Below are 12,516 nucleotides of genomic sequence, written 5' to 3'. Positions count from 1 at the left end.
AAATTCAAAATTCAAAATTCAAAATTCAAAATTCAAAATTCAAAATTCAAACATTGTAGAACTTCTGCCTCCTGCCTCCTCTTTGTCAATGCCCAATGCCCAATGCCCAATACCCAATCAAGACGAACTTAGAGCATGTTTTTTCAGTTCGTCTAGAGAAACCACTTCCAAAGCTCTAGTATGGGTTGATGAAAGTATGACGGGTGGAGCGACGCCAGCTTCTAGAGCTTCTTGCCAGCGAGAAGCACACAAACACCAGCGATCGCCAGGTTTCAATCCAGGAAAATTAAAATCAGGAACAGGTGTGCTGAGGTCGTTCCCTTGCGATTTGGTAAACTCTAGAAATTCTGATGTCACTTGGGCACATACGACATGCGATCCGAAATCTTGACCACCTGTACGACAAAAACCGTCGCGGTAAAACCCAGTCACGGGAGAAGTACAGCAAACCTCTAGGTTTCCATCGATTACATTTTTAGCGTCTATCATCGTTAATTCGTTGTACTTGATTTTTCCACTTAATATAAGCTTATATTTATTGTCAATTTCCTGTTTGAAGAAAAATCGCGATCGCTAATTAATTCCCAAAAGCAGGGAATGCTAAAATTATTTTCTCAAAATCGTTAAAAATAAATTTTTCAGCAGAATATCTAAGAGCGATCGCTCTGATTTTAAATAAAAATAAAAACCCCTAGTAGTTAGCCAGGGGTAATGCAAGTCAGTACTTTCGCATGGAATGTATCCTACTCAAATACCATAGCAACCCTCTAATTTACAGATATGCCATTTTGCCAAACAAAAAAAGCCCTCAGTGGTAAGCTGATGGTTAATTTTTTAGAATAGCGGTAATATACAAAGTTATTATTCCCAGAAAAGTAAGCAAATAATACTTGTAGTCGTTTTTTATTAGTGTAATAGAGGAGCCAGTCTTTACAAATCGAAGTGGCTTCTGACTATCAAAATTTCTTGTTCTCTTTTCTACGAAAGGCTATGCGAACAGAGGGTTACTTCCGTTAAGCAATCGTAAACATAAATCAGACACCGATTCTAAAGAGCCATATAACCAGATATGTGATGTCAGATAGCGGTTATTGATTGGATGAGAACACCAAAGTCCTTATTGTAAAATCATTTCAGCAAAGTTTTTGTATCTCACTCAACTGCGCACCGCTATATATCTATATATAAAGATAACTTTGGCGTATTCTTGCCTCGTTGTTTGCTTTTCAATAAGCAAACCTGATAGCTCATATCAGTTTTACTGTAGTAATAAAACTTGATTAATATTTGTAAAGCAGTGTAAAGTAGTTTCACAGGCGAAAACAAAAACGTCTGATTCATAAATAACCGCAATCATAAAACCATGACAACAACCTTACAACAGCGCCAAAGCGCCAATGTATGGGATCGATTCTGCGAATGGATCACCAGCACCAATAACCGGATCTACATCGGTTGGTTCGGCGTAGTAATGATCCCAACCTTGCTAGCCGCCACCGCTTGCTTCGTAATCGCCTTCATCGCTGCACCTCCAGTAGACATCGATGGCATCCGCGAACCAGTAGCAGGTTCGTTGATTTACGGAAACAACATTATCTCCGGTGCAGTAGTACCTTCCTCCAACGCCATCGGTTTGCACTTCTACCCAATTTGGGAAGCAGCTTCCTTAGATGAGTGGTTGTACAACGGTGGTCCCTACCAGTTGGTAATCTTCCACTTCCTGATTGGCGTATTCTGCTACATGGGTCGTGAATGGGAACTATCCTACCGCTTAGGTATGCGCCCTTGGATTGCAATAGCATATTCTGCTCCTGTTGCAGCAGCAAGTGCAGTATTCTTGGTATACCCCATCGGACAAGGATCATTTAGCGATGGTATGCCTTTGGGAATCAGCGGAACATTCAACTTCATGATCGTGTTCCAAGCAGAACACAACATCTTGATGCACCCCTTCCACCAATTAGGTGTAGCTGGTGTATTCGGCGGAAGCTTGTTCTCTGCAATGCACGGTTCTTTGGTAACTTCTTCCTTGGTTCGTGAAACAACTGAAACCGAATCTCAAAACTACGGTTACAAGTTCGGTCAAGAAGAAGAAACCTACAACATCGTTGCGGCTCACGGCTACTTCGGTCGTCTAATCTTCCAATACGCTTCTTTCAACAACAGCCGTTCGTTGCACTTCTTCTTAGCAGCATGGCCTGTAATTGGCATCTGGTTCACCGCCTTGGGTGTCAGCACAATGGCGTTCAACTTGAACGGTTTCAACTTCAACCAGTCAATCATTGATTCTGAAGGTCGTGTCATCAGCACTTGGGCAGATGTAATCAACCGCGCTAACTTGGGTATGGAAGTGATGCACGAGCGTAACGCTCACAACTTCCCTCTGGATTTGGCTGCTGGTGATTCTGCTCCTGTAGCTCTGACTGCTCCTGCTATCAACGGTTAATTCTGAAGTTTAGCTAAATAAGAAAGCGCCCTCTGGTAACGGAGGGCGCTTTTTGTTTTAATGTATAGGAATTAGAAGTTGCTTTAACCCACTTTTCCTAACAATTCAAAATATATGGGACTCGTATTTGATTTTTGGAAAAAACTTAGAAGACTTTTATTCCTTCTTCCCTATTAAGAGTTGCCTCCTTAAGCAAATAATTTCTCTGAATCAAAGCGGATTCCTATATGGGAATAGACATCTTATCAATAATCAATTGACGCATCCCTAATTAGTTCTTTTATCGATTGTAATAAATTAATCAAGATTTTTAGTATTAAATATTCGGCAAGTCCAAGTTCCTGTTTCAAGTGTTTTTCGTAGAATTCAGGCAATTTTATCATTAAATAATGCTTATTGAGAATAAAGGCTTTTTATTGTTTTATCATAAATTGCCACATTCTTTAGTATGTAGGCATTTCAGGCTATTTGATCTTCCCCCTAGCTGTGCAAGTGATATTTTCTTAGTGTAAACTATTCAGACATATTTTAGGACTTACGCATCGTACATAAGTACTAAACACAATTTGGGTATTTTAGCCATGTTTTGCATCCAGCGATGTCTACGACGGGCTACGCCTACGCAAATGTCGGAATAAATCAGGGTTATCTGAAACCTCTGAAAAGACTAAATACCGTAATACACGTTTTGGTTGATTTGTATAGTGCGTAAGTCCTAATATTTTACACTGGACACTGGAGATTTGCATAAATATTGAACCGATATGTTCCTCTGTAGGAAGTCTCTTTGAGTACAGACCAATTTTTTATCCCTAAATATCAAAGAGCTTATACATGAAATTCTGAATCAGTAGATGATTGGATCGTAAAAACATATTTTGCAAAAAAAATTAATAATTATTTTAGATTTAAAATAATTAAATTTTAGTACATAATAAAAACTTTTATCACAAAACCACTAATGCTATTTTCTGAAAATGAAAGCCAAAGGAGTTTTAATTTCCTTTTCTCTAAAAATCCCAATCCTATGTGGGTATATAACCAGAATAATCTGCAATTTTTAGATGTAAATGAAGCTGCTGTTGTTCACTACGGCTACTCACGAGAAGAGTTCTTGCAAATGCGAATAACTGACGTTCGCCCTTCAGAAGATGTGCCTCTCTTACTTGAATATTTACGACAAAAGCATTCTAGCTTGGACTTTACTAGACAATGGCGACATCAGCGAAAAGACGGACAGATTATTGATGTTGAAATTTTCACACAGACAATAGACTATGACAACTATAAGGCTCGCTTAGTTCATATACGAGACATCACAGAACACAAACAAATAGAAAAAACTCTTCAACAAAGTGAAGCTAGATTTCGAGTTATTTCTGAAGCTATTCCTGTTCCATTCATTATTTCGCGTGTGTCTGATGGGTTGGTTTTATACGCTAATACAGAGCTGCTTCAAACATTTCAGTTTTCTCCAGAATATTTAGTTAATCGCAAAAAAATTGTAGATTTATATCATAATTCAAAAGATTTAGAAGCGCTATTAACAGTTCTTAATCAACAAGGATTTATTCATAATTATGAACTGCAATTAAAAAAAGCAGATGGAACTCGTTTTTGGGCGATCGCTTCTTTACAATATTTAGTTTTTAACAATGAATCAGCCATTTTAACAGTATTTAATGATATTAATGACCGCAAAAATGCCGAAACCAAACTTCAAGAACAAAATGAGTTTTTGCGGAGAATTTTTGAGAGCATACCATTGATGATTGCCCTGATCGATACCAATGGTAAACTCCAGTGGGTGAACCAAGAATGGGAAAATATTCTCGGTTGGAAATTTCAAGATTTCCAAACTCGTGATGTCTTGGAAGTGCTATATCCTAATTCTGAATATCGACAGGATGTAATTAATTTTATTCAGTCTGCACAACGCATTTGGGGTGACTTTACAACTCAGGTGCGCGATGGTCGTTTACTGGAGACCTCTTGGACTAATGTTTCTCTTTCAAATGGTCAAATTATTGGTATTGGGCAAGATATTACAGAACGTAAGCAAACTGAACTAGCTCTAAAAGCTCAAGCCGAGCGGGAGCAATTGATACGAACTGTTGCTCAACGGATTCGTCAATCTTTAAATCTTCAAGATATTCTAAATGCAACAGTTCAAGAAGTGCGAGATTTACTTGGGGTCGATCGAGTAGTAGTTTATCAGTTTGACTCAGAGATGATCGGCACAATTATGGCGGAATCAGTGGAACCTGGATGGACGGTTTCTTTGGGTGTAGAGATTTATGATACGTGTTTTCAAACAGGCCCAGGAGTGGAATATTATCAGGGACGCAAACGAGCGATCGCTAATATTTATGAAGCTGGACTAACTGATTGCCATATTCGCCTGTTAGAACAGTTTGAGGTGAAAGCAAATTTAGTTGTGCCGATTTTACTAGAAGTAAGCTCTCAAAACCCTGGCTCTCACATTTGGGGTTTACTGATTGCTCACCAATGCTCTGGTTTTCGAGAGTGGGAAGAAAATCAATTAGATTTGCTCGATCGAGTAACAGTCCAATTAGCGATCGCAATTCAACAATCCAGCATCTTAGCGCAAGCTCAAACGGAACTTGTTCAAAGACAAAAAGCTCAAATAAAGTTAAAAACAGCCTTAGCTGAAAAAGAAGTTCTTTTAAAAGAAGTTCATCATCGAGTTAAAAACAATTTGCAAATTGTCTCTAGTTTATTACAACTTCAGTCTCAAACACTCAAAGACCCGGAAATAATCAAAGTTCTTCGAGAGAGTCAAAATCGAATTGAATCAATATCTCTAATTCACAAAAATTTATATACTTCCGCTAATATCGGACAAATTGATGTTGCTGACTATATCAATAACTTAGCAGCTAGCTTACTAATTTCGTATCAAATATGCCCTGGTAAAATTTCTCTAGAAACTGATATAGATTCAGTAAGCTTGAATGTCGATCAAGCGATCGCCTGTGGATTGGTGATTAACGAATTAATCTCCAATGCCCTTAAACACGCTTTTCCCAATCAACAAGTAGGGAAAATTAGTATCGCTTTACACAATACAGATAACAGTATCGAGATGACTATCCGAGATAATGGGATTGGTTTACCAGATAATTTAGATTGGAGAAATACTGATTCTTTGGGTCTGTCGTTAGTACATGACTTGGTTACAGAACAACTAGAAGGCGATATTACTCTAGAACGCGATCGCGGAACAGTATTCAACATAAAATTTACGCAGTTAACTTTGCATTCATCAATATCAAATGGATCGAGCTAGGATTTTAGTCGTTGAAGATGAAGTGATTGTGGCTAGAACTATTGCTAGTCAACTCAATCAGCTAGGATACATTGTTACAGGTACAGCTTCATCTGGAAAAGTTGCCATTGCCAAGGCATCGGAAACTCAACCAGAACTAGTATTAATGGATATTATTCTTAAAGGTGAGATGGACGGTATTGCTACCGCTATTCAGATTCGCGAACAGTTAGATGTACCTGTAATTTATTTAACCGCTTATGGAGACGATCATACTTTAGAAAGAGCCAAAATTACCCAACCTTTTGGATACATCGTTAAACCATTTACTACAAAAGATTTAAAAATCGCGATCGAGATTGGTTTGTTAAAACACCGATTAGAACGCGAACTGCGGGAAAATCGAGATCAGTTAGCAACCCTTCTAAACTCAATGAGTGATGCTGTAATCGCTACTAATGAGCAGGGAAAGATGACATTCATGAATCCCGCAGCTGAAGCACTGACTGGGTGGCAGCAAAAAGATGCTTTAGGAAATGAAGCAGCAAAAATTTTTCATATTGTCGATGAAGTGACAGAGACAACATTAGAAAACCCTGTGACAAAAGTACTGCGCGAGCAACAGGCTGTTTATTTAGGGGAATTCACATCTCTGATTACAAAAAATGGCAAAAGAATTCCCATTGGCGATAGTGCTTCACCACTGAAGCGAGGAACTGACCAGATAAATGGTGTAGTAGTTGTTTTTTGGGATCTTAGCGAACGACACCAAACAAAATTGCTAGAGCAAGCATTAGAGAAGGAGCAAGAACTTAACCGTCTCAAATCCCTATTTATTTCTACTGTATCTCATGAGTTCCGTAATCCCCTAACTGTTGTTCAAACCGCAGTAGAACTCATGGAAATGCAAGGAGCAAATTTGACAGATACAAAAAGAGGCATCTATTTAAAGCGAATTCAAGGCGCTGTCCAATCTATGGAAAAACTCATGGAAGAAGTGCTGTTTATGGGTCGAGCAGAAGCAGAAAAACTCATATTCAATCCTGCTCCCCTTAACCTAGAGCAATTTTGTCAAGAGTTAATCGAAGATTTTTTGATTGTTAAAAACAGCGCTTGTGAAATTGCTTTTACCTGTGATAGTGAGAATACGTCCGCTGTCATGGATGAAGGACTCTTACATTACCTATTTGCAAATCTTCTCTCAAATGCGGTTAAATATTCTCCCCAAGGTGGCAAGATTCAGTTTGATTTAATATGTGACCCAATTGAGAAAGTAGCAACTTTTTACATTCAAGATCGGGGTATGGGTATTCCAGAAGCAGACCAAGCTCGACTGTTTGAATCATTCTACCGAGCCTCAAATGTTAAATCAATTCAGGGTACTGGATTGGGGTTAGTAATTGTTAAAAGATGCGTTGATGCTCATCAGGGTCAAATTAGTGTCACAAGTGAAGTTGGAATTGGTACTAAATTTACAGTAATTTTGCCATTAAATTCTGAATCATGAGTTATAAATTCTTCTTCAACTCACATTCTGATTTTTGTTGCCAATTTGGGTTCGGTAGTGACGCCATTTTTCTTGCTGACGCACTCTTTTCTCCTCGGTGAGGCTATCAAAACAATAGGGACAGGAGATACCTTGCTCATATTTGGAAGACACTTTATCTTCTTCTGAAATCGCACGCCCACAACAGAGGCACAACTCATAACTTCCTTTCTCCAATCCATGACTAACGGCTACCCGTTCATCAAAAACAAAACATTCTCCTTCCCATAAACTTTCTTGTGCTGAAACTTCTTGCAAATACTTCAGAATGCCGCCCTTGAGATGATAGACTTCTGCAAAGCCTTGGGCAAGCATGAAGGATGAGGCTTTTTCACAGCGAATGCCGCCTGTACAAAAGAGAGCAACCTTTTTGTGTTTGGTTGGGTCGAGATGGTGGCGCACATAATCAGGAAATTCGCGGAATGATTCAGTTTGGGGATTTTCTGCTCCTTGGAAAGTACCGATATTCACCTCATAATCATTGCGGGTGTCAATCACGGTCACTTCTGGATTGGAAATTAAATCATTCCATTCTTCAGGGTTGACATAGATACCAACTTGTTCGTTTGGGTCAATTTCTGGCAACCCCAAAGTAACAATTTCTTGCTTCAATCGCACCTTCATCCGCTCAAAAGGTGGGGTTTCCGTATAGGACTCTTTGGATTCTAAGTCTGCTAAACGGGGATCGGAACGCAGAAACCAAAGAACTGAGTCAATGGCTTGACGCGAACCAGCAATTGTACCGTTAATCCCTTCAAGTGCCAGCAAAATAGTCCCCTTGACACCTTGCGTTTGGCAGTAAGACAGCAGAGGATCTCGTTTCTCGGCAAAATCTGGCAGCTTAACAAATTTATACAGTGTTGCGACAACTTGGATATTTTTTAGCTTCATCCCTTTGATAATTGAATGATATAAGTTACAATAACAACGGTAATCAAAGTTATCTACTATTTTAGTATGGGGGTTTAGCTCAGTTGGTAGAGCGCCTGCTTTGCAAGCAGGATGTCAGCGGTTCGAGTCCGCTAACCTCCATTAAAAATTTTTGATTGAAATGCGTGATGCCCGTTGTTTTGCTAGTCTACGCACATTCAAATCAATTAAAACCCGATTCATTTTCAAAAAATGGGATTATTTTTCCTTGTTGAGCAGGGGGTTCGGGGAGTATAGTATTGCATTCATTGCACCGATTCAAAGCCGTACTTAGTTAGAAGAATCTCTGGATAAGGAGATGAACTTTGACTTGACAACACTCAGGTAATTTTTACGTTCAAAATTTGACTTATCTATACTTAGGGGGTTCCTTGGAAAAGCGTCCATTGGGGTTAGTGGCAATTGTTCTCTACAAAACATTTACCGCCTTGCTGCTTATGGTTACTTCGATCGCTTTATTATTGACATTAAAAAATTATCAAACTCTAGAGGCGCTTTCAGAAAATTATGTTTTAGAAGGTAAATCGATAATTATTGATTGGCTTTTAAAGAAAGTTGTTAACTTAAATCCTAGAACTCTAGCATTTAGCGGCATCGGAACCGGAATATATGCTATTGTTACCACTATTGAAGCCGTTGGTTTATGGTACGAAAAGCGTTGGGCACATGTCTTAGTATTGGGACTTGTCGGTATCAGTATTCCACCAGAGATTTATGAATTGATTCGAGGAATATCTCCGATTAAAACATTAGTTTTTGTGTTAAATTTAGCTGTGTTTGGCTATTTACTCCGAAATTTTCCTAAACATCCAAAGTAATTTTTGATTCGATACTTGGGGTCTATCGTTGAAAAGTTTAGGAGTGGTGAGTAACCAAAAGAGCCAAAGGTAGTGATTAAAAAGCTTGACCGTCAAAAGCTCAGGGTTTGCGCAAAACCAAGACCCCCACGTTGTACAATCGCTAGAAATATAATCTGGAGAGCGACTTGCCTAGATCGATTCAGTCTACTCAACCACCATTGAAATTTATTCCTCCACGGTTGAATCCGCTGGTACTCCAGATTGTTCGGTGGTTACTGCCGATCGCACTACGGTTTCGCACTCGTCCTTGGCTACCAGCTGGGATTGTCAAAATTGAAGCCACGAATGTTGAAGTATTAGCTGAACTCTATCAACAATTTCAGGCTGGAAAAATTCGCTTTTTGTTGGCATTTCGCCATCCAGAGGTGGAAGATCCGCTTTGTATGCTGTATTTGCTTTCTCGGATTGTGCCACAAGTTGCTCGTCAAAAAGGTATCACATTAAAATCGCTGGTTCACAGCTATTTTCTTTATGACCGAGGTATGACAGTTTGGGCTGGAAAGTGGCTAGGTTGGCTGTTCTCTCTGCTGGGGGGTGTGCCGGTTCGGCGGGGTAGGCGACTAGATCGGCAAGCTATCCAAAATGCACGGGAGTTGTTTGCGAATGGCGCACTACCGATCGCAGTAGCACCGGAAGGCGGTACTAATGGTCATAGTGGCATTGTTAGCCCCTTAGAACCTGGTGTTGCTCAAATGGCCTTCTGGTGTGTAGAAGACTTAGAAAAAGCTAACCGTTCTGAGACTGCGATCGTTGTACCGATCGCTATCCAATATAGTTACGTTGAGCCACCTTGGTCTAAGATAGATTGGTTGTTGAGTAAGTTAGAAGCTGATAGTGGCTTGAAAGTTTTGGAAATTGATTCGGGTAATCGCGAAGAGATTTACCATCAACGCCTCTGTAGGTTGGCTGAATATCTAATTACCGAGATGGAAGAGTTTTATCGTCGCTTCTATCATCAAGATATCCCCAAAACCATCTCAAATGATGAATTGAAGAGTGCTAATCAGGTATTAATTGCCCGACTCCATCGCCTACTGGATAAGGCATTACAAGTTGCCGAGCAATATTTTGGAGTTCAAGCGCAGGGTAATTTTATTGACCGTTGTCGCCGCTTAGAAGAGGCTGGCTGGAGTTACATTTACCGAGACGATTTGCCAGATATTAATGCTTTAGCACCCTTCAAACGCGGTTTGGCAGACTGGATTGCAGAAGAAGCCGACTTGCGAATGCGGCACATGCGGATAGTGGAAAGTTTTGTTGCAGTCACAGCTACTTATATTCAGGAACAACCGACGGCGGATCGGTTTGCAGAAACAGCTTTGCTTGTATTCGATATGCTTTCTCGAATTCAGGATACAACACTTCCGGGGCGACCTCGGTTAGGTTTGCGACAGACACAAATCACTGTGGGAGAGCCAATTTTAGTTACAGAACGCTTCAAAAATTGTCAAGGCGATCGCCAAGCGTCTAGACAAGCTGTGAGCGATTTGACAAAAGATTTGCAAATCGCTTTAGAGAAGATGATTAAATAATAGAAATTCTTAGATTTTTCGCTCGAATTTTGTCCAAGATTGCACCTTCATCAAAGAATTTTTTCTAAATTTCGTCCCATCCTCCTAAATTTTGAGCTTTGAAGCTCCTTTTAGTATTAGGAAATTTGCCTTTCATTTCTTTTATAGCAGTCAAGTCAATAGGACAAAATCCTAATTTGGTAAACTCTCGTTGCAACTTTGGGGTGTAAAGATAATTTTGCTTTCGAGCGACACTAATTTGCGAATGTACATTTGACAAATAATTTGTTGTTCTACAGTATTAAGTGGGCGATACTGGATTTGAATCAGTGACCCCATCCGTGTGAAGGATGTGCGCTACCCCTGTGCTAATCGCCCAAGACCTTTTATATTACCATAACTTATTAAATAGCGACGTAAGTTGAAATGCTGCGCCTTTGCAATTGACGTTATTCTTCATCGTTCCCGTATGTCACGCAAGGACTGTCAATTATGAGTGATGGCTCAAATGAATCGCAGAAAATGACGGTAGAACAATTAACCCCAAATTCGTCAGGATGAATGCACGTTATCGCTTCTTCCACTAAGGTATGGAAAGCACAATCATTGCAGATAGTCTGACATTTCTCCACTAAGTATAAATTTTGTAATGATATTGCGATCGCACTTCTCTCAGTTAAATGAGAATCAGTAGCGACAAAATCAAATGTTTAAATCGCGTAGAGCCAGACGAATTTGTTCGACTCGTCTGCGGTTGACACCAAGATCGGATTCTCCCACGCGAGATGCCGATCGCAGATGAATTACTGACTCATTAGGAGGTAAATAAAATTCTAGATCATCAACAAATTTGAAGATACGGCTTTTAGAAAGAGCGTGGATGTAATTATCTGTTTGTTCTACAATTTCTGTACGCGGAACAACACTGATAACTTTTAGTAAGATTTCTCTAGCTGCATTGCGGTCTACATGATAAGGAATCGGGTTGATGGCGTGTTTTTCATCTGCGTTTTGACTAACAACACAGTTGTTTGAAGCCGGACAAGAACTAAGATGACCATTATCAACTCCCAAGCTAGAAGCAGCCCAAGTAGCCCCAGGAAGTATTAAACTACTAATCAAAGTTAAGAGTATTGCAAAAGCGACACTCTGGAAAAATCGCTGCCGGAATGCTGTTAGCAGACGGGACATGAGAAATTTACTCCTTTTGTGCGGTTATTTTGAGTGAGTACTGCGAATTGCTGGTTCGCTCTACAGATTATCATCTATCCAGCCGCACTCTGAGTTTAGGCAATCCTAATGTAGCCGCGCCGACCAGTCCCTTGTGCCATTATTTTTGCCAATAACGGAATCAAGCCAAAAAAGTGACTAATAATTCAGATTTCCATTGACTACGAACTCAAAATTATTAGCAGGGGTTGCGATCGCATTCCCTGGTGATTCCAGCTTTGATTCGCTTGAATTGGCTGGTATCGGCTTTGTTGTGGCCAATGTTAGAAAGTTTGATGGTTGTAGATGAACATAGGAATAATCCAGCCTTACAGTAACGGGTTTTTAGAAGTTGTACCAGAGAGCGATTATTGGCAGATTGCAGCTATACACATCAATGGCCAAGCCTACTGTCCTACTCCTCAGCTTTATCGTTCAGAAAAAGTGGCATTAGCAAAAGCAACACAAATTTATGATTGGATAGCCGACCACGAACACCAAATCAGTGATGAGGCTTACTACTGCTCTGAATTGAAACTCATCCTATGGCAGCAACCAAAAGTATCTTAGTACAGCATTTCATTAATTCATACCGAATTAAATTGGCAATACACGACAATGTTAATGCATCGGCTTGCATTGTGAATGCATCGGCTTGCATTGTGAATGTATCGGCTTGCATTGTGAATGCATCGGCTTGCATTGTGAATGCATCGGCTTGCATT

Annotated in this window: 11 protein-coding genes, 2 tRNA genes and 1 pseudogene; 8 read left to right on the top strand and 6 right to left on the bottom strand. The window is 39.8% G+C overall.

The features are described from left to right. Positions 1-117 precede the first annotated feature (117 nt). A complete protein-coding gene (locus tag RM368_RS24485; RefSeq protein ID WP_322696440.1) occupies positions 118-489 on the bottom strand; it encodes a DUF2237 domain-containing protein in 372 nt (123 codons plus the stop codon). A gap of 874 nt (positions 490-1,363) precedes the next feature. Here RM368_RS24485 and psbA point away from each other — a divergent pair. Beyond that, a complete protein-coding gene (psbA, locus tag RM368_RS24480) occupies positions 1,364-2,446 on the top strand; it encodes a photosystem II q(b) protein (RefSeq protein ID WP_322674025.1) in 1,083 nt (360 codons plus the stop codon). Positions 2,447-2,706: 260 nt separating this feature from the next. Here the strand turns inward: psbA and RM368_RS24475 are convergent. Further along, positions 2,707-2,829: pseudogene (locus tag RM368_RS24475) on the bottom strand (IS4 family transposase); the annotation flags it as partial. Between the two features lie 578 nt (positions 2,830-3,407). On the opposite strand from RM368_RS24475, the gene RM368_RS24470 reads away from it, so the two are divergent. Further along, positions 3,408-5,756 carry a PAS domain S-box protein gene (locus tag RM368_RS24470; protein WP_416212256.1) on the top strand — a complete coding sequence of 783 codons (2,349 nt, stop codon included), beginning with the start codon at positions 3,408-3,410 and terminating at the stop codon, positions 5,754-5,756. Beyond that, positions 5,743-7,242, top strand: coding sequence for an ATP-binding protein (locus RM368_RS24465; RefSeq protein ID WP_322696439.1), 1,500 nt, complete (start codon positions 5,743-5,745; stop codon positions 7,240-7,242). Before RM368_RS24470 ends, RM368_RS24465 begins: the two co-directional genes overlap by 14 nt. A gap of 15 nt (positions 7,243-7,257) precedes the next feature. Here RM368_RS24465 and RM368_RS24460 read toward each other — a convergent pair whose 3' ends face one another. Next, positions 7,258-8,172, bottom strand: a complete 915-nt coding sequence (locus RM368_RS24460) for a rhodanese-related sulfurtransferase (protein ID WP_322696438.1) — start codon at positions 8,170-8,172, stop codon at positions 7,258-7,260. Positions 8,173-8,240: 68 nt separating this feature from the next. Here RM368_RS24460 and RM368_RS24455 point away from each other — a divergent pair. The 3 genes from RM368_RS24455 to RM368_RS24445 all read left to right on the top strand — a co-directional run bounded on the left by RM368_RS24455 (position 8,241) and on the right by RM368_RS24445 (position 10,603). Beyond that, positions 8,241-8,313: transfer RNA gene (locus RM368_RS24455), tRNA-Ala, on the top strand. Positions 8,314-8,582: 269 nt separating this feature from the next. Next, positions 8,583-9,029 carry a DUF2127 domain-containing protein gene (locus RM368_RS24450; protein ID WP_322696437.1) on the top strand — a complete coding sequence of 149 codons (447 nt, stop codon included), beginning with the start codon at positions 8,583-8,585 and terminating at the stop codon, positions 9,027-9,029. A 167-nt stretch (positions 9,030-9,196) separates the two neighbouring features. After that, positions 9,197-10,603 carry a 1-acyl-sn-glycerol-3-phosphate acyltransferase gene (locus RM368_RS24445; RefSeq protein ID WP_322696436.1) on the top strand — a complete coding sequence of 469 codons (1,407 nt, stop codon included), beginning with the start codon at positions 9,197-9,199 and terminating at the stop codon, positions 10,601-10,603. A gap of 285 nt (positions 10,604-10,888) precedes the next feature. Here RM368_RS24445 and RM368_RS24440 read toward each other — a convergent pair. Further along, positions 10,889-10,960 (bottom strand) — tRNA-Val (locus RM368_RS24440). Positions 10,961-11,284: 324 nt separating this feature from the next. Next, the gene (locus RM368_RS24435) at positions 11,285-11,773 is read right to left on the bottom strand and encodes a DUF1499 domain-containing protein (protein ID WP_322696435.1); all 489 of its coding nucleotides are present in this window, start codon (positions 11,771-11,773) and stop codon (positions 11,285-11,287) included. A gap of 196 nt (positions 11,774-11,969) precedes the next feature. On the opposite strand from RM368_RS24435, the gene RM368_RS24430 reads away from it, so the two are divergent. Beyond that, complete coding sequence (locus tag RM368_RS24430) at positions 11,970-12,101, top strand: hypothetical protein (RefSeq protein ID WP_322696434.1); 132 nt, start codon at positions 11,970-11,972, stop codon at positions 12,099-12,101. Further along, positions 12,098-12,361, top strand: a complete 264-nt coding sequence (locus RM368_RS24425; RefSeq protein ID WP_322674816.1) for a hypothetical protein — start codon at positions 12,098-12,100, stop codon at positions 12,359-12,361. Before RM368_RS24430 ends, RM368_RS24425 begins: the two co-directional genes overlap by 4 nt. Here RM368_RS24425 and RM368_RS24420 read toward each other — a convergent pair. Continuing rightward, on the bottom strand, positions 12,330-12,516 hold a 187-nt coding region (locus RM368_RS24420; RefSeq protein ID WP_322696433.1), incomplete at its 5' end, for a hypothetical protein. The two genes, RM368_RS24425 and RM368_RS24420, sit on opposite strands and share 32 nt — an antisense overlap.

The sequence above is a fragment of the Nostoc sp. DedSLP03 genome (assembly GCF_034530815.1).
GTDB lineage: Bacteria > Cyanobacteriota > Cyanobacteriia > Cyanobacteriales > Nostocaceae > Nostoc.
This window is presented reverse-complemented; position numbering and strand designations above follow the sequence as displayed.